Annotated in this window: 18 protein-coding genes; all 18 read right to left on the bottom strand. The window is 61.5% G+C overall.

The features are described 5' to 3' along the window. Positions 1–16 precede the first annotated feature (16 nt). The 18 genes from virB5 to urtB all read right to left on the bottom strand — a co-directional run bounded on the left by virB5 (position 17) and on the right by urtB (position 16,605). Positions 17–712: a P-type DNA transfer protein VirB5 gene (gene virB5 / locus BDO18943_RS04575; protein ID WP_175021422.1), complete on the bottom strand. Its 696-nt coding sequence runs from the start codon at positions 710–712 to the stop codon at positions 17–19. A 16-nt stretch (positions 713–728) separates the two neighbouring features. Next, a complete protein-coding gene (locus BDO18943_RS04570) occupies positions 729–1,892 on the bottom strand; it encodes a type IV secretion system protein (protein WP_175021421.1) in 1,164 nt (387 codons plus the stop codon). Continuing rightward, positions 1,889–4,357 (bottom strand): VirB4 family type IV secretion/conjugal transfer ATPase, encoded by a 2,469-nt coding sequence (locus BDO18943_RS04565; protein ID WP_175021420.1) that lies wholly within the window; start codon positions 4,355–4,357, stop codon positions 1,889–1,891. The genes BDO18943_RS04570 and BDO18943_RS04565 overlap by 4 nt, the downstream gene beginning before the upstream one ends. A gap of 1 nt (position 4,358) precedes the next feature. Further along, complete coding sequence (locus BDO18943_RS04560) at positions 4,359–4,679, bottom strand: type IV secretion system protein VirB3 (RefSeq protein ID WP_175021419.1); 321 nt, start codon at positions 4,677–4,679, stop codon at positions 4,359–4,361. Positions 4,680–4,695: 16 nt separating this feature from the next. After that, complete coding sequence (locus BDO18943_RS04555; protein ID WP_235995811.1) at positions 4,696–4,989, bottom strand: TrbC/VirB2 family protein; 294 nt, start codon at positions 4,987–4,989, stop codon at positions 4,696–4,698. A 95-nt stretch (positions 4,990–5,084) separates the two neighbouring features. After that, on the bottom strand, positions 5,085–5,762 hold the full coding sequence (locus tag BDO18943_RS04550; protein ID WP_175021418.1) for a lytic transglycosylase domain-containing protein: 678 nt from the start codon (positions 5,760–5,762) through the stop codon (positions 5,085–5,087). Between the two features lie 357 nt (positions 5,763–6,119). Then, a complete protein-coding gene (locus BDO18943_RS04545; protein WP_175021417.1) occupies positions 6,120–6,965 on the bottom strand; it encodes a ParA family protein in 846 nt (281 codons plus the stop codon). 474 nt (positions 6,966–7,439) lie between these two features. Continuing rightward, positions 7,440–7,733: a hypothetical protein gene (locus tag BDO18943_RS04540; RefSeq protein WP_175021416.1), complete on the bottom strand. Its 294-nt coding sequence runs from the start codon at positions 7,731–7,733 to the stop codon at positions 7,440–7,442. After that, a complete protein-coding gene (locus tag BDO18943_RS04535; protein ID WP_124520927.1) occupies positions 7,720–7,971 on the bottom strand; it encodes a helix-turn-helix transcriptional regulator in 252 nt (83 codons plus the stop codon). Before BDO18943_RS04535 ends, BDO18943_RS04540 begins: the two co-directional genes overlap by 14 nt. Positions 7,972–8,250: 279 nt before the next feature. Continuing rightward, positions 8,251–8,709 carry a hypothetical protein gene (locus tag BDO18943_RS04530; protein ID WP_175021415.1) on the bottom strand — a complete coding sequence of 153 codons (459 nt, stop codon included), beginning with the start codon at positions 8,707–8,709 and terminating at the stop codon, positions 8,251–8,253. 150 nt (positions 8,710–8,859) lie between these two features. Then, positions 8,860–9,897 carry a porin gene (locus BDO18943_RS04525; RefSeq protein WP_175021414.1) on the bottom strand — a complete coding sequence of 346 codons (1,038 nt, stop codon included), beginning with the start codon at positions 9,895–9,897 and terminating at the stop codon, positions 8,860–8,862. Positions 9,898–9,958: 61 nt separating this feature from the next. After that, positions 9,959–10,513, bottom strand: a complete 555-nt coding sequence (locus BDO18943_RS04520) for an amino acid synthesis family protein (protein ID WP_175021413.1) — start codon at positions 10,511–10,513, stop codon at positions 9,959–9,961. Next, complete coding sequence (locus tag BDO18943_RS04515) at positions 10,510–11,922, bottom strand: amidase family protein (RefSeq protein WP_175021412.1); 1,413 nt, start codon at positions 11,920–11,922, stop codon at positions 10,510–10,512. Before BDO18943_RS04515 ends, BDO18943_RS04520 begins: the two co-directional genes overlap by 4 nt. Positions 11,923–11,974: 52 nt before the next feature. Continuing rightward, the gene (locus tag BDO18943_RS04510; RefSeq protein ID WP_175021512.1) at positions 11,975–13,153 is read right to left on the bottom strand and encodes an ABC transporter substrate-binding protein; all 1,179 of its coding nucleotides are present in this window, start codon (positions 13,151–13,153) and stop codon (positions 11,975–11,977) included. Between the two features lie 8 nt (positions 13,154–13,161). Beyond that, positions 13,162–13,932: an ABC transporter ATP-binding protein gene (locus BDO18943_RS04505; RefSeq protein ID WP_175021511.1), complete on the bottom strand. Its 771-nt coding sequence runs from the start codon at positions 13,930–13,932 to the stop codon at positions 13,162–13,164. Further along, on the bottom strand, positions 13,919–14,653 hold the full coding sequence (locus BDO18943_RS04500) for an ABC transporter ATP-binding protein (RefSeq protein WP_175021411.1): 735 nt from the start codon (positions 14,651–14,653) through the stop codon (positions 13,919–13,921). The genes BDO18943_RS04505 and BDO18943_RS04500 overlap by 14 nt, the downstream gene beginning before the upstream one ends. Further along, positions 14,653–15,726 carry a branched-chain amino acid ABC transporter permease gene (locus BDO18943_RS04495; protein WP_175021410.1) on the bottom strand — a complete coding sequence of 358 codons (1,074 nt, stop codon included), beginning with the start codon at positions 15,724–15,726 and terminating at the stop codon, positions 14,653–14,655. The genes BDO18943_RS04500 and BDO18943_RS04495 overlap by 1 nt, the downstream gene beginning before the upstream one ends. Before the next feature lie 3 nt (positions 15,727–15,729). Further along, positions 15,730–16,605, bottom strand: a complete 876-nt coding sequence (gene urtB, locus BDO18943_RS04490; RefSeq protein WP_175021409.1) for an urea ABC transporter permease subunit UrtB — start codon at positions 16,603–16,605, stop codon at positions 15,730–15,732. Positions 16,606–16,755: the final 150 nt, after the last annotated feature.

Below are 16,755 nucleotides of genomic sequence, written 5' to 3'. Positions count from 1 at the left end.
TGGTCATGGTGTCGCCTCAGTTTCCGAATGACGCGGGCACCATCTGGTCCTGGAGCCGGTTGGTCTTACCCGCTCGGCTCAGCACCAGTTCACTTTGCTGCTCGGCTACGAGCTTGTCCTCCGTCTCGGCCAGCATGCGAAAGAGCTGCAGTTTGGTCATCTCGTTGCCGACCGCTGTAGATTCGGTCTGAATACGCGCTTGCAACTCCGCGACGCCCTTTGGGTCCTGCGTCGCGTTGATCTGTTGCGCGAGACTCTGGATCTGATCCAGCTCCTGCAGCTCGGTCTGGTATGCCTGCAGGCCGAACGCCTTGTCCTGGTAGGGCTTGTTGAGCGTGCGCCGACACACCTGCTGATCCACCCCGGTCTGGTCCTCGCAGTCGTAGATCCGGTTGGCCGAGCGCAATGCCTGCGCACTGCCCGTCAGGCCCGCGTAGCCGCCGTTCTGGATCGCGGTATAGACGCTCTGCCAGTTCGACGGCAACGAGTTGGCGACGACTGGATTGCTCAGAAGCGCGCCGAAACCGCGTGTGCCGATCGTCGACTGGTAGATCTGCATTTCTTGCTGCACTTGCTGCTTGAGTTGGCCCACGGTGGCAACGGCCTGCACAACGCTCTGCGCGTCGTAAACCGGGATCCCTTGCGCGTGAGCGCCAGCGCACTGCCCCGCACACGCAAATGCGACAGTGATCCATTTGCTTCGCCCGTTCATGATCGTTACCTCCTGGTCAGCTGTCCTGCTGGCCCAAATTCGCGCGCGCAGCGCGCTGGTAAGCTGGGGTCCCGCCGCCGCTCGACCCAGATCTCCCACCCGAACCCGTCCGGTCGCGAATTTCGCCACCGGAGGGCGGGCCTCGTCCGGTACGGCTGAACGCCCGCCCGATCGCCGTGACGAGGCTTCGCGATGCCATGCCGGCCACAAACGCGCCGAAACCCGACAGAGTGGCGCCGCCAGACAAGCCCGCTGCAACCGAAGGCAACTGCCAACCGACCATCGCGAGGAACACCCCGGTCGCAAAGAGCCCAATCGCGGCAGCAGCAGCTGCGGCATCGTCTAGGGAGGCGGAAACGGCTTGCATCAGGGTTGACGAATCGGCGCCGGGTGAGCCGCCCGTCGCGTGGAACGAAGTGAGATCGGCTGAGAATGCCGTGAGCGCCATGCCAAGGAAGGCAGCAACCAGAACCTGTAGCAACGCGTAATTGGCAACCTTCGCGGTCCACGCTTCGAAAAATCGCGCAGTGGGCGCAAACGCGGCGCACGCGATGAAGATCGGGCCCAGTCCGAGCACGAGATCGAGCAGCATCCTCGCCATCACGACCTCGAAGGCCAGCACGATCAAAAAGATGGACCCGCCGAGCGCAGCAATGAGACCGCAGAGGAAATCCCCAATCGCGGCGGCCAGACCGCTCGGACTGATTCCCTCATGCGTCGCCTTGTTGAAGTAGGCGTCCATCACGAGGTCGACCTGTTGGTCGTAGCAATCGAGCGTCCGGTAAATGCTGGTCGCCGCGCCCTGTCCCGTCACGGTGCTGCCGTTGGCCGACCCGCATCCCGGGTTGCCCCCGCCTGTCGTGTTCGCCGCGTTCTGAATGGTCTGGGCCAGCCCGGCCGTCGCGCCGTTGACGGCTGTGACGACCTGCTGCTGGTAGATCCCGGCGCTCAGCGCAAACGCCAGCGTGATCGACACTTTCAGCCCTCGCCAGGCAAAGGCTGGCATCGCCTCGTGGGCTTCGCCACGCACCACCGCGAGACCATAGGCCAGCACCCAGATCGTGACGCCCGTGGTCACGACCGGCACGAGTGCGCCGGAAAGCGCCGACGATACGGTCGTCACGTAGGTCAACATGCCGTTTTCGAGGGTGCCCCCCACTGCAGTAAAGAGGCCGCTCATCGCGCACCTCCCGGCCCGGGCGTCGGAGACAAGCGCGAGCTTGCCTGGGCCGCCCGGCGCTTCGCTAGTCGCTCATGAAAAACGGGCAACCAATCTTTGGGCATATCTCCGACTTCGGCACGGATCGCATCGAGCAATTCGACGTTATCGGTCGTGCCGGACAGGACATCGAGCACATCGCCAAGCCCCGCGAGATCGAGTCGACCGATCGCGGAGCGATGACCCTGCTTGACCAGGAACAAACGGCTGCTCTCGCCCAGGTTGCGCACGATATTGAATTCGGCTTCGGTCAGTTTGAAGCCATGCACGTAATCGTCGTAGTCGGCACGTGGATTCGGCAGGAAGAAAAACGTCGCGCTCTGCTCGATCAGCGCGCTGGCGATTTCGCTTCGCAATACGTCGGCCGGCGACTGGGTATCAAAAATCCCCAGTCCGTTCTGCTTGCGGATTGTCTTCTGCTTGTTCTTCGCAAAATCCGTGAAGACTGGGTCCCCGAGCCGCTTCCAGAACTCGGTCATCACATAGATGAAGCGTCGACCGTCGATTAAATTTTCGGTCCGATGCAGCAGGTACATCGTCACCGGCGTCGACACCTCGGGATCGTCCAGCAGCTCGGTGTCGTCGAAACCAAACAGTTTCGCGTGCGCCAGATCGATACGATCCGCCGGATTATCGAGTACCCACCCCAGACGTCCGCCCGCGCACCATTTGGCCAACCGCGCATGCAGGCTGTTTTCGCCCACGTTCGGTAGAAGCTGCCGCACCATCGACAGACGGCGCAGTGGCTTGTCCATACGCGCGACCTCTCGCACGGCACGTGAGATGTCGAGTTCGTCCTTTGCAGACAATGTCTCGCCGACGTCGACGAGCTTGCGCACGAGACGCTCCCAGAAATCGATCACCGGCTCATCCGGCGCCATCTGGAATGGGTTCAGCCCGGTGGGCTCGCCGCGGCGGAACACGGTATAGGTGCCGCCCATCGCACGAATCGCAATCTCCGTGCCGCGATCCTTGTCGAACAGCACCACCGTAAGGTCATACTTGGTCGCCATCGCGAGCATGAACAGCTCGAGCACCGTCTTGCCCGCTCCCGCCCGGCCGATGATCTGCGTGTTGGCGAGTGCCTTCTCGTCGAGTGAATCCTGCTTATCCGGTGTCGCGTGGAAGTTCAGATAGAGCGGCTGGCCGCTGGGTGTCTTGACGATCGTGATTGCCTCGCCCCACGGATTGCCTTCGCGCTTGCCGGTCGCGAAGTTGTGCAGGCTTGCCAGACCGCAAAAATTGCGCGACGTGAGCTTCGCTTCGCGCGGTCGGTGGCGCCAGTTTGCCGGTAGTTGCGCAAACCAGGCTGCATCAGCCACGAGATCGATCAATGCCGTCTGGAACCCGGCATCGGCCAGTTGCGTTCGTGCCTTCGCGATGCTTCGAGACACTTCATTCAGCGAGTCGCCGAGCACCGCCAGCGAGTAGTGATACTCGCCAAGAACAAAATTTCCGTTGATCAGATCATCGAGCGCGCGGTCGATCGCGTCGACCTGAGACAGGGCAACGTCCTCACCGGCGATAAGCTGATTGCGCTGCCGCTCCAATGCCTCCTTCGCCGTGGGTTTATCCAGAATCGTGAAGCTCTGCGTCTCGATATATTCGAAGTCGCCGTACAGCATGCCATTGAGCATGCCCGGCTCGGTGTCTTCCGGATAATCCTTGAGGTCCAGCATCGCCGCGAACCGCGTTGCCGTCGGCATGCGAATCTCGATTTTCTCGGCGCCAACAAAGAGCCGCGAAATCGGCAGCGCCTCGCGAATCGCGCCGGCTGGCACGGGCTCAGGTTCCCAGACTCCGTTGACCAGATAGCCGAGCAGTTCCAGCGCTGACGAATAGCGGCGCGAAGTGGCCACGATGGGACTCGGCCGGCGATAGACACCGAGCGCGACCGGTTCATAGGGTTTCAGGCTCGATTCGACCTGAGCCGCGAGCTCCGACATCATCTTCAGTGCGTCGAGTTGATCGCGCCGGATATCGTCGCGCGTGCGGCGGGCCGCACGGCTGAAGACACGTCCGAGGCGGGTGCGGTTTGGCCGGTAGACCACCGTCAGAAACAACTCGTTGGCCATCATCCGGTAGCCGGCAAAACTCGCGTAGTAGCGCGTCGCCAGTTCCTCGCAGAAACGATTGTCGTACTGCGTCGAGAATCGGTCCGACACCCGTCGGCGCAGACGATGCGACCACAGCGCCACATGGCCGCCCGCCAGTCCACGCACAAATTGGTTGAACCCTTCATGGCGCGCAAGGATGTCAGCGGGATCGGCTGCCTCGAACGCAATGCCGGCGATCTTCCAGATTTGCAGGTAGTCGCCTTCCCGCGTCTTGATGACGTGGTCGGTCACATGCGTCGAGTACGGGATATAGCCGGCAAGCGGCACTTCCCGGCTCGCGACGGATCCGACGTGCGATTTGCGCGGCATGTCATGCCCTCCTCTTCAGGCGCACCGGCACATAGGCATGTGCATCCCAGAAGCGGCGATTGCCCTGACGCAACGCCATGCGAACGCGTCGCGCGTGCTGCGCAAGCCGTTGGTCGTCATGACGCGTCATCACCCGCATCGCGGCGAACACCGGAATCATCAAAAGGAGGATCGCGACACCCAGCGCAGGGCTGGCCAGCAGTGCCCAGATCGCGGGGATCAGCATGCCGCCGCCGACCATCAGGAATGGCACCAGCGGCACCCCCCAAAGCATCGCGGGACGTGTGCAACCTTTGAAGACGGGATCCTTAAGAGAATCCATGGTTCGGCCCCCCGGATCAGCTCGAAGGAATCAGCATGCCGGCGATGACGGTCGCGCAACCGACGAACAGGCCGCCGATAAACACGTTCGCGATATCACCGAACCGGGCGTGCTGGAACATCATCCGAAAGCCCGCCCAGATGATGGAAATCGAACAAATCACGCCCCCGACGCTCAACAACGTCGTCTGGATCGTGTTGAGCAGCGCATTGACCTGTGAGAGTTGCGCGCAGGCCGGAGCCGTGAACATCAGGGACGAAGTGGCAAGAATGATCGCCAGCGCCGTCTTTCGGTCAGACAGAAATTGCATCGTCCGTTCGACGAATACCAATGATTTATATCGCATTCCTAAGTACACAATTAACTCCTTTCCGATATATCTCTATCTGATTCGTCAATGTCGAGTTAGAACACCACTGCGCTACTGTCCGGTTTGTGACGCTCCTCTGTCACGGGCGAAGCGGCGTTCATCCCATCACGATCCCGCCGCAATAGCCGGTGAACCGCAGGTTCATAGCGAGGAGCTCGAATCGGCACTGCAGAACCAATCGGTACGATCGGAATGGGCGCAATCGCCGGAACAGACGAATTCGAGGAAGCTTGCACCGCTGCGCTCTCCACGACACGCTGGACGTAGCCCGTCTGGTAGCCGGTCGTGAAATTGCCGCTCGCATAGCAGGACAGGCTCGCGCGTAGTGCGGCCTGTACATCAGCCTGATAATCGGTCGCTGCGTAGAACTTTCCGCTCGTCACCGCCGCGGTAAAGCAGCGATGGAGAATCGCAGCACCAGCAGCTAGGTTGCGACATGGCTCGAATGCGTTCTCGGCGGTCAGACCATAGGCCAGCCAGTTCGCGCGATTCACCTGCGCGAGCCCGACACTGAAATTCCAGCCGCCCACCTCCAGCGCGCGTACCGTCGCGACCGCTTCGGCCAAATTCGATGGCTGTCGACGCAGCCGCCCGTGAACGACGCCGATCGCGTAGGGATTGAATCCTGATTCGGTGCGCACGATCGCCGCCATCGTGGCCGGGGCGATCTGCGGCGCGCAGTCGTGCACGAGCGACAAGAAATCGAGTGGCATTATCGATCTCCCTCTCCCGGGCGAACGACCTGCTGCAGGAGATGCACTGCCGACGTCGCGGGATAATGGGCGGAATGTGTATTGTTGCGTGCCGCTCCGTTCAGCGTGCCAACCGTAGCAAGATCACAGGTTGGGAAAGGATCGCCATCTCGCAGCGCGGCCCATAGTCTCTCGATTGGCGGTACGCATTCGGCGTACTGCTCCGGGCCATCGGGGTTAGACAGACACAACATCACCTGACAACCCCAATCGTCCGCTCGTGCAACATCGGGCCACGCCATCGACGTTCCAAGCACGACCACAAGCGACACCACGCCACGCCACACGTTTTGTCGCACATCCGGAATCAACGCGGAATTACGCATGGTATGCCTCGGCCATTTCAGAAGGCAATGCCACGTCATTTGCAGAATCGAGTCGTCGAGCGAGCACGTCGAAACACGCGCTCATGGCCTGCCATTCGCGATTGGCCGCCAGACCGGCTGGAATGAGATCCATGACCGAGGTCCCATTCGCCTGCGCCTGCGAAATGGCGTCAATCCGGGGGAGCAACAGATAGCCGCTTGGGCTCTGATCATGCGGAACCAGCCAGGTGGCCATGCACGCTTCGAACGGCTTGATTCGGGCCCGCTGCGGCGGAGTCATCTCGACGCAGTTGGGCACGATGCCGATAAAGCACAACGATGGATTGAGCCGGGCTCGAACGCTACGCACGCCATTGCTGCCATTGATGAATTCGACCACCTGCTCGAGCGTGTCCGGCGACAACAGAACGGGACTGACCAGCGCGTCGGCAAGCGCAGCCGCACAAATGGCACGCGAGTCAGGCCACGGCGGGCTATCGATCAAACAGACGTCGAACAACGGAGCGACGTGTGTCAACAGGTGTCGCAAGTTGGCGTAGCAACGTACGCCAGCCGGATCAGCTCGATACGCAATGCCGGCAATGGCGTGCGCAGCAAGCACGCAAATGCAGGGTCCAGCCATATCAGGTTGCCGGTCGCACCGAATATCGTGTTTTGCGCACTTCATCGAGCGTGCACGTGCACCGCGTGTAAGCGAAATGGCACTACATGCCGGCTCGGCCAGATCAAGCACCAACACCCGATATCCACGTACGAGACGAAGATAATGGGCGAACTGACACACCACGGTCGTTCTGCCTGTACCACCATGGGCCGAAGCCACCAGAAGCGATTTCATGGTTGTCATTCCTCGGATGGGGCTCCGAGCAGCGACGTCTTTTCATGGAAGTGAGAGAGTCTCGGCACGAGGAAGGGTCGCGACGAGTTCAACGTGCATTCTTGAGAGCACGTCATAAAGCAGAAAAGCCTGCGATTGCAGGCTTTCTCACGAACGCTACGGCACACTACGCCATCACACAGACGTCAATGCTGCGGGGCCGCTAACGCGTACTCGGTCGTGCTGTGCACGTTGACCGGATCAGATTGTTGGCTTCACTGTAGGTCAGCTGCCACGTCGATTCAAGGGCCGACATGCGTCGACGAGATGAGACGATGTCCCTATCGTGCCGTGAAGCTCCTCGCTGTTCCTATATTTATTTCGTGTTCGAGGTGAACTCGATCGTGTCCACCGCGGACCTGCACGAGTCGAGTGCGACTCATGTCGCACGAGCTCCCGTGCTATGGAAGTCGCCGAACATTCATCACGCGAATGTCACTGTTCGGTCTCGCCTTCTGCAAGGGCGCGGGCAAGCGCGGACCGTGCCGCATGGAGTTCCAGATCGAAATGCTGACGTGGATGGCGGGCAATCTTCAGCCGTCGACACACGACTTCCCGACTCGCATGCCAGAGATAGATCATGCGCAGAAGGTCCCGATCTCGTGGCGGCAGTGTTCGCCATGCTCGGGTCACATATTCGGCATCAACGGGATCATGGGCACCACGATTCGACTGCCCCCAGTTGCGAAGACGCTCATCGAGCGACGGCGGCGGCTTATCGTTTTTCACCGCTGCCGTCCTGCTCTTCAGGTTCGCGCGCCTGCGACGCGCGATATCGCGCAGGATCTGCCAAGAACTGTTCGATATCGGCCGCCCGCCACCCTACCATTCGCCCGCCAAGCGCAATGGCACGAGGAAACGTTCCGTCTTGCATGCGCTTGTAGATCGTCGACCTCGATAGACCGGTGCACTGCTCGACCTGTCGTCGGCGCAAGATTGTCCGCGTTCCGTCATCATTCCAAGACATGATTCGCCCTCCATACCCGGCACGAACGTGGCCGGAACTGAAAGGCATTCAAGCAGCGAACACGACGAAGGGCCAAACCCGTCTTATCGACGGGACATCCCGTCGGTTCAGAGCGGCATCTCCGCGGAACTCACATATGACATGGTCGAGGCACGCGCGCTCGAGGCGAGTGTGAAGCCATCGCGCATTGATGCAACGTTCCTGCAGCGGCCGACGCCGCTACTCGCCTATAGGCAGGGAGGAAGATCTCGGGGTACTTTTACGGGAGACTTGTTGGTTTCACGACGCCACGTTCAGCGTTGCAATGGGTGACGCGAGCTGTCCCGTCATCAATCGTTGGAGGTTTTCCCAGGCTGCGCAGTACCGGTGCATCGGCACGGCCGCCAACTGATCGTCATGAACGACCAGGATCTGCTCGATCATGGACTGCTCGCGATCGAGCAACAGCCAAGCCGCGCCCTGCTCCGCGCGTGCAATGCATGCTTCCAAAGCGGCTTCGGCTTGCCGGTACATACTCGAATCCGCGCCTGTGTCGGTCTCGCTGCGCATGTAGAACGCGAGGTAGACGACTCGTAACAGACAACTGATTTGCTCTTCTCCCCCATGACCGGCCCGCACAGCGGCCAGCGCCATATGATTTTCGAGGGACAGCTCACGGACCTTCGCGGTCGGCAATGGCAAGAGGTCACCTTTCGTAAGCGGCTTGCGACCCGGGCGTCGGACTTTCTGCAAAACCATGAGGCATGAAGTACTCTTGATGATGTTGAGACATGATACCGCGCGCCTCACATCCAGCCGAATATATCCTGGTCTCGAACCCAAGCAAGCGCTGCACTGAAGGCCGGACACACGATCCGGCCGTGTTCTACCCTAACGAGGTCGTGCGGCTCAGAATTTGACTCGCATCCCGGCACCCACGCCATTGCCAGACGACACACCTGTGATCGTGTCATAACGCCAAGCTGCATACACATCTGTTCGCTTCGACAGCGGGTAGTCGTAACCCAACGCGACCGTCGACCAACGGATATGATCGCCTACCGACGGTCGTCGCCGCGTTCCCGCCCACGACATCAGTACGCTTCCTAACCCTATCCGAACACTTGCCCCGAGCTGTACCGTATCGTCCGTGACGTGAATGTTATTGTCCACGCGTTCGTACTGTGCGAACAGCTTAACCGCACGCAACCGATACGCGCCACCGGCCATCCAGGCGGTCTGCGCGGTTGCGCCGTTGAGAAACAGCGATGCCGTGTGCAGGCTCTGCACGGCGGCCGTCGCGGAAAACGGGCCCGCGAAGTACAACACGTTCGCGCTATAGTTGGCTTGCCCTGCATGGCCGGCGACGCCGGCGTTGCTGTAAAGCAGACTTCCCGACAGACCGGCCACCTCGGGTGTCTGATAAAGGAGCGAATTGTCGATCGCCGTATCGCTCTGGAGTGACGCAGCACCCATGGCCGAGCCAAGGAAACTATGCACGACGATCGGCGAGAAGACAAACGAATTGCCGAACGGATTGAACAGCAGCGTCGACACGAACAGCGGCGCGGTATTGCGCCCCAGCGTCAACTCCCCGAAATGGCCGCTCAGACCAACGAAGGCATTTCGCCCGAAAAATGACTGTCCAGGAAACGAACCGGCCTGGCCACCGTTGATACGATAAAAGCTCTCGAGGGTGAAGACGGCCTTCATGGCGCCGCCCAGATCCTCCGTACCGGACATCCCCCAATACGAAGTCGTCATCCCGCCAGAACCGACTTGCCACGCGTTGCCGGCTGCACCGGCAGGATGCACTTCGCCAACGAATGCGTCGGCCAGCCCATAGAGCGAGACCGATGATTGCGCATGTGCGATCCCCGCACAGGTTGAGATGCCTAACATCACAGCCCATTTCCCTGCGTTACCCCGAAATTTCCTTAACAGCATGATGTCTCCTTCGTCTTTGTGATTGTCTGTACGTGTCGTGGTGTCTTGGCCTCGCCCTTGCTCAATCCGGACGTACCCGCGCGAGCGGCCGACCGCTGTCGGCCAGCGCGATTGCCACCACGATCTCGTTCGACGCTGGCGCATCGGCGAGCGTGAGCGATACCGCGTCGAAGTGGTCGAAGCTCCACATGTCGGTACTGCCGTGCAACGGAATGTCCATGCATGTGCCTGGCGCACCGCGCTTGGTCACCGACGGGATCAACGACGTGGCACCAGGCAAGCTCTCGCGCATGGCCTTGCCCATGCGGGGATGCAAAAGCGCCGCGGCACACTCGAGCGGTACCGCGCTGCCTACGAGCGCGGCCTTGCCGTAGGCCTGAATTGCCGACGGCGCGACATCCAGCGCCCATCGCGCCCGTCCGGTCAGCAACGTGCCCAGCTCAGCGCCGAGTTCATAGAGCGGCTCGAGCGCCGCGCGTGGCGAGTCCGCGCGCCAGTCGTCGAATTGGAGCACTGCCGCCACCACGACCTGCCGATGTGGCGGGTCGATCGGTACGTGCAGTTCGGCGCGCCGTTCGAGGAGTTGGACGACGATTTTGGTAATGGGAGGATTCATGTCCGCACCTCCGCGCCCTCCGTCTGGCCCTGCATTGCTTCTGTCGGAACCGGAAACGGACCGCGTGCGGATTCGTACGCACGTGCCACACGCAACACCAGCGCATCGCCGCCCGGTGGCCCGATGATCTGTAGGCCCGTCGGCAATCCACCTGGCAAACCACACGGAACGCTCGCCGCAGGCAAACCAGTCTGGTTACACCATGACGTCAATGGCGGCGCCATACGCGATTGCTCGCGCCGCCCCTCCGCGAGCGGTGGGGCACAGTGGAATGTCGGCGTGACCAGCAGGTCGTAGTCTTCAAAGAACGCAGCCATCGCGACCGTGAGCGCGTGGCGCGCCTGAAGCGCATCGACAAAGGTCGAAGTGAGGACGCTATCGCCCGCCTCAGCCAGCGCACACACATCCGGATCGAGCTGCGGCCGCGCAGCGGGATGAAGCTGCCGGACCCTTTGTGCAAAGAACACGGCCCACTGAATGGCGTGTATGCGGCTCTCCAGATAGCCGTCAAGCGGCTTCACGTCCGTTTCCTCGACCCGTGCCCCGAGTGCCTCGAACAGGCCCACCGCCTGACAAACGCTCACGGTGATGTCAGGCTCAACCTGTACGCCAGCAGGCGCCGGGCAGTAGGCGATGCGCAATCCGGCGATGCCATCATCCAGACCGATGCGCAGATCGGGACAAGCAGAAACCAGTCTTCGCGCATCGCTCTGGCGGGCCATCACGGTCAGCATCAGCGCCGCGTCGCTTACGCAGCGCGCGATCGGCCCAAGCGTCGATAGGTGCGTCCAACTCACCGCCGCGCCGGCTGGCACCAGGTTGAACGACGGTTTCATTCCGACCACCCCGCTCCAGCAGGCTGGGACGCGGATTGAGCCGCCGCCGTCGGTGGCCAGCGACAACGGTCCCATGCCGAGCGCAACCGCTACAGCTGATCCACCGCTGCTCCCGCCGGACGTGAGACGCCGGTCCCACGGGTTACGGGTAATGCCGGTGAGCGGGCTGTCCGTGACGATCTTGTTTCCAAACTCCGAGGTCGTGGTCTTGCCGAACAGCAGCGCGCCGGCTTGTCGCAGTCGCGCGACCGCGGGTGCGTCATCGGCCTCCGGCGCACTGGGTGACGTGAGCGATCCGTATCGGGTAGGCAGTCCGCGCACGGCAATGAGGTCCTTGACCGAGACCGGCACGCCATCCAGCAATCCACACGGCTCCCCCCGCATCCAGCGTCGCTCCGACTCGCGCGCGGCGGCCAGCGCGCTGTCCTCGTCGAGGCTGCACACCCCGTTGACAAAGGGATCGAAGTGCGCAACCCGGTCCAGCACCGCGCAGATAACTTCGACGGGCGAGAACGTGCGACGCCGGTAGCCGGCCATTAGCTGCTCGGCGTTCATTCTCAGTACGTCATCCATATGCAATCCTTAATAATTGAGATAAATTAGAACGCGCTCGATTCCCTCGTGCCTATCCCTCGCACTGCGGTGGAATCGGTCCGGCCGAATCCAACACCGCGAAACTGTTGTCCGCCAGTGCCCGACCGATGCGGGTTTGGCATAACACATGATCCCCGTCCTGGCTCACACCCGCCTTGCCACGCGGCAGATTCAACGACACGCTAGGCAACGCGGCTTTCACGCGTGCCACGTCGACGCTGCCGGCCGCCTTGACTGCCGCGGCAAATAGGCGAAGTCCGGCATACGTGCACTCACCGTGCGGTAGCACCACGGCCAACTGCCCTAACCGAGGGTCGTGTGGCCCAGCTTCACGCGCCGTGTAGCGCGCGAGAAAGTCTCGGTTCTCTGGGTTGTCGACGCTCATGAAATACGAGGACACGCCGATGATCCCGGTCGACGCGCCGGTGGTTGCAATCGACAGCGACTCGTGCGCAATGTCAGTCACCAGTTGCGGTTTCATGCCGAACGAGCGGTACTGTTTGACGAAGGTGACCGGGTCGTCGCCGATGCTGTGCCAGACGATCTGTGGGCGCTGGCTGGCGATCTGCTGCAGCACCGCACCATAATCGCGCGTGCCGAACGGCAACCAATACACGTTGAGAAACTGCCCGCCGTAACGCTTCACCGCTGCCTGCAGTCTGGGCACCAGCACCTTGCGGTTGCTGCCGATGTCGGAGACCACCGCGCACACCGTGCGACCACCCTTGCGCATCAGCCAATCGATCAGTGGATCGATGCGTTGGTTGACAGTCAGCCCCGTAGTGAACAGATTCGGATCGCAGCGCCCCTCGTCGAAGTTCGGGTAGATCACGAGCCGCCCAGCGGACTTGGCGGCCTGCAACGCTGCTTCGCGCTCGGACGGTAGCACCATGCCTGTCAGGACCGCGACCTCATCGCGCATCAACAGTTGTCGGGCCTTCTGCAGCGTCACAGCGGTGGACATCTGGGTATCCTCGACGCTCAGTTGCAACGGGCGTCCCAGCAATCCACCCGCGGCGTTGATTTCGTCGACGGCCAACTGCGCGCAGTTGCGGTTGGTCTCACCCACGCGGGTGAGCGGACCGCTCAGCGGTGCAAGCAAGCCAATCTTGAGCGGCGTGGTGGCCCGTACCAACGATGGCATAGCGGACGCGGTGAGTGCGCCGACAGCACTGAATAAGGCGGTTCTGGTAAAGGCACGGCGGTTCATCATGTTCTTCATTGGGTGAAGTTCAGGTTGGAATGCGTCGAATGTGGTGAAGAGATTGAAGACGTGTCAGACTCGGCGGCCGGCGACAGGTATTGCGCCAACGGATGAGCCCCCGCGGCACCGCTTCGCGGCTCGATGCGGCCGGCATGGGCAAGTCGCCCGTTCTTGAGCACGATGCAGCGCTGTGCGCTGCGCAGCACGAGATCGAGGTTCTGCTCGACCAGGAGCACGGCGAGCTGCGATCGGCGGCACAACGTTGGGATAACCTCGCCGATCAGCTCGACCAGATTCGGCTGCACACCGTCGGACGGTTCGTCCAGCACCAGCAGTTTCGGCCTACCGCACAGCGCGCGGGCAATGGCGAGCACCTGTTGCTCACCGCCGGACAGCGTGCCTCCGTGCTGCGAGAGTCTGGACTTGAGAATAGGGAAATATTCGAACACCTCGTCGAGAATCTCCCCACCACCCGCAGCCTGCGTGCCCATCATGAGGTTCTCGCGCACGGTCAGCTTGGGAAAGATCCAGCGCCCCTGAGGAACCAATCCGATGCCGCGTCGGGCAATCGCATGGGTGCGCAAGCCGTTGATGGATTGCCCCTGAAACCGCACGTCGCCCGTCACGCGTGGCAGCAAGCCCATGATCGCTTTGACCAGGGTCGTCTTGCCCGCGCCATTACAGCCGAGCACGCCAACAACTTCGTTTGGCACGACGTCGAGGTCGAGTTGATGCAGCACCGCGACGTCGCCATATCCGGCAGACAGATTCTCAATGTGTAGCATGACCCGCTCCCTGACCGAGATAAATGCGCCGGATTTCTTCATCGCGCGCGATGTCCGCATAGGAGCCTCGCCGAACAATCTGGCCTCGATGCATGACCCAGGTCTCGCACTGCAGCGCCTCGACAAAGATCAGGTCGTGCTCGATCGCGAGTACCGCGCAGCGCTCGCGCAGACGGTGAATCAAGCGTACGAGCCGTTGCGCATCGGCGGCCGACAGGCCGGCGGCCGGTTCATCGAGCAAGAGCAACGCGGGTTGGCACATCATCGCCATACCGATCTCCAGCCATTGGCGTTCACCATGCGGCAGGGTCATCGCACATAAGTTGGCCTGGTCCGACAGTCCTATCTCGTCCAGAATGGCGTCCGGGTTCGGCATCGGCGTGTCCCGGTACGACGCAACACCGAGGCCCGCGACGACGAGGTTCTCGCGCACGCTCATTGAAAGAAATGTGTTCGTGCCTTGGAACTTGCGGACCACGCCGCGTCGGCAGAATCGGTGCATCGGCCGCCCCGTCATGCGCACACCGGCGAGATACAACTCCCCGGCCCCCGGCGCGATCGCTCCGGACAACAGCCCGACCAAAGTGCTCTTGCCAGCGCCGTTCGGGCCAATCACGCACAGCAGGTCGTGCGAGCCAATCGACACATCGACGTTGTCGACCGCATGAATGCCGCCGAACGCGCGCTGCAACCCTTCACCTCTTATCAGCGGCGTATCCATTACCGGCCTCCTTCCACGCGTTCGGCACGATGTAAGGGGCTACGTCCCCGTCGAATTCGATCGATCCGACGTGCCCCGGCGATCAAGCCACCGAGTCGTACGCCGTTGGGCAGGAACAGCACGCAGCAGAGGAACAATGCGCCGAGCAGCAGCGGCCATCCGTCAGTAGTTGCGCTCGATACCGTTTGCTTAAGCAGCGTCAACCCGACGGCGGCGAGCACCGGACCACCGAGCGTGCCTTTACCGCCGATCGCCACCCATAGAATGACTTCGGTGGCCAGCACCGGCGAGAACACATCGGGCGCCACCACCCCCGAACAGGCGGCCATCAACGTTCCTGCGATAGCGGCAAGTCCGGCCGATGCAACGAACACCAGCAAAAGGTGCCCGGACGTGTGATAGCCGCACGCCTTTGCGCGCCATTCGTTCGTCGCGATCGCGGTCAGAACTTTGCCGTACCGGCTGCGGCATACGAGCCAGGTCGCGACGAGCAGCACGGCAAGCACGGTCACGACCGTGTACCAGGACCCGCGCGGTCCGCTCAAATCGAGCGTCTGCCCGACCGGTGAGAAGGACAATCCCGGAATGCCGAGGAGGCCCGTATCACCGCCCGTGACCGACTGCCAGCTTGTCGCCAATTGCTGGACGACAATCAGCACGGCCATGCTGATAATGGCGAAAAAGTGCAACCGCACACCGGCGAACAACAGGAAATAGCCCAACACGGCCGCGACGACCACGGCACAGACCAGTCCCACGATCACTCCGACGACGGACGTCTGTCCATATTGCACGGTGGCGATTGCGAAACCGTACGCGCCGAGTCCGAAGAAGGTCGTGTGTCCGAGCGTGAGCACGCCAGCCCTGCCCCACAACAGGTCGTAGCTCAGCGCCAGCAGTCCCATGATCAGCGCATCCCGCACGGTCGAAAGCAGATAGCTCCCTAGGCAAAACGGCAAGATCAATGCGGCAGCAACAATCGCTGCGCCGATTGCCATCGGAGAGATGTCGTCGATACCGATCGCTGGTTGAAACAGCCAGCGGCGCGTACTCGCAAGAAGTTGTTGGAGCATGATTCAACCTTTGCCGTGGAGCTGATGGGCGGCGCTGAAACCGGGTAACAGGCCTTGTGGCCGAAAACGGATCAGAACGATGGACAGGACCAGCACGATCGCCGAGGCGAGTGACGGATCCACGCGATAGCTGAGCAGCGTTTCAGCCGTGCCGACGAAGGCACTGCCTAGCAGACTGCCGGCGATCGAACCGATACCGCCCAACACGATCACGAAAAACGCCTTGGCCAGATAGGCGACGCCAAGGTGGGACTCCACTGATATCATCGGCGCGACAAGTACGCCGGCCAGCGATGCGAGTGCGGCACCGCCACAGAACGCCAGCCGGTTCAGCCGCCGCGTGTCGATACCGACTGCCTCTGCCATCGCTGGGTGCTGGATCACCGCACGCAGCTGAGTTCCGAAGCGCGTATAGGTGAATAGCAGCCAGCAACCGGTCGTCACCACCGCTGCAACGCTAATCACGAACAACCGATACGCCGGATAGCTGCCTCCCGGCACGGGAATCGCCCCATCTATGGGCGCGTACACCAACATCGGATGTGTGCCGAAAATCAGTTCGAGGGCTTTCTGGACGATCAAGCTGATCGCGTACGTCGCGAGCAATGTGTCGAGCGGACGGTCGTAGAGCAGTCGGATCACGAGGCGCTCAAGGAACCACCCGAGCACCGCACCAACCACCGGCGCCACAAACAACGCGAGCCAGAACGCATGTGGGCCGCCCAAAGATTGCGCCACTGCCAACGTGTAGGCACCGATCGTCACCCATTCCGCGTGTGCGAGGTTCACGATGTCCATCAAACCGAAGATGATCGCGAGACCCAGCGCGACTAGCGCGAGGATGCTCACGTAGCTGAGGATGTTCAAGATTGTCGCCATCGTCAAAAGTCCGTCATGTCATGTCCGCCATGCCAATCCTGTCCAACTCGAGAAGCTGCGGAGTCTCGTTTCACCAAGCGGAAAAGTCATCACTTCGCCGCCATCAGGCTAAGACATTCTTAGTTTTTAGGCTAAGAGATACTTAGTAAA

The organism is Burkholderia aenigmatica (assembly GCF_902499175.1).
GTDB lineage: Bacteria > Pseudomonadota > Gammaproteobacteria > Burkholderiales > Burkholderiaceae > Burkholderia > Burkholderia aenigmatica.
The sequence above is the reverse complement of the archived record's forward strand: the minus strand, read 5'-3'. Positions and strand labels throughout refer to the sequence as shown.

Coding starts and splice junctions, on each gene's coding strand:
- BDO18943_RS04515 (WP_175021412.1), bottom strand. CDS start 11,922: ATGGATGACGTACTGAGAATGAACGCCGAGCAGCTAATGGCCGGCTAC.
- virB5 (WP_175021422.1), bottom strand. CDS start 712: ATGAACGGGCGAAGCAAATGGATCACTGTCGCATTTGCGTGTGCGGGG.
- BDO18943_RS04545 (WP_175021417.1), bottom strand. CDS start 6,965: ATGAAATCGCTTCTGGTGGCTTCGGCCCATGGTGGTACAGGCAGAACG.
- BDO18943_RS04565 (WP_175021420.1), bottom strand. CDS start 4,357: ATGCCGCGCAAATCGCACGTCGGATCCGTCGCGAGCCGGGAAGTGCCG.
- BDO18943_RS04530 (WP_175021415.1), bottom strand. CDS start 8,709: ATGGTTTTGCAGAAAGTCCGACGCCCGGGTCGCAAGCCGCTTACGAAA.
- BDO18943_RS04555 (WP_235995811.1), bottom strand. CDS start 4,989: ATGCAATTTCTGTCTGACCGAAAGACGGCGCTGGCGATCATTCTTGCC.
- BDO18943_RS04525 (WP_175021414.1), bottom strand. CDS start 9,897: ATGCTGTTAAGGAAATTTCGGGGTAACGCAGGGAAATGGGCTGTGATG.
- BDO18943_RS04560 (WP_175021419.1), bottom strand. CDS start 4,679: ATGGATTCTCTTAAGGATCCCGTCTTCAAAGGTTGCACACGTCCCGCG.
- BDO18943_RS04550 (WP_175021418.1), bottom strand. CDS start 5,762: ATGCCACTCGATTTCTTGTCGCTCGTGCACGACTGCGCGCCGCAGATC.
- BDO18943_RS04510 (WP_175021512.1), bottom strand. CDS start 13,153: ATGAACCGCCGTGCCTTTACCAGAACCGCCTTATTCAGTGCTGTCGGC.
- BDO18943_RS04570 (WP_175021421.1), bottom strand. CDS start 1,892: ATGAGCGGCCTCTTTACTGCAGTGGGGGGCACCCTCGAAAACGGCATG.
- BDO18943_RS04535 (WP_124520927.1), bottom strand. CDS start 7,971: ATGTCTTGGAATGATGACGGAACGCGGACAATCTTGCGCCGACGACAG.
- BDO18943_RS04505 (WP_175021511.1), bottom strand. CDS start 13,932: ATGCTACACATTGAGAATCTGTCTGCCGGATATGGCGACGTCGCGGTG.
- urtB (WP_175021409.1), bottom strand. CDS start 16,605: ATGGCGACAATCTTGAACATCCTCAGCTACGTGAGCATCCTCGCGCTA.
- BDO18943_RS04520 (WP_175021413.1), bottom strand. CDS start 10,513: ATGAATCCTCCCATTACCAAAATCGTCGTCCAACTCCTCGAACGGCGC.
- BDO18943_RS04500 (WP_175021411.1), bottom strand. CDS start 14,653: ATGGATACGCCGCTGATAAGAGGTGAAGGGTTGCAGCGCGCGTTCGGC.
- BDO18943_RS04495 (WP_175021410.1), bottom strand. CDS start 15,726: ATGCTCCAACAACTTCTTGCGAGTACGCGCCGCTGGCTGTTTCAACCA.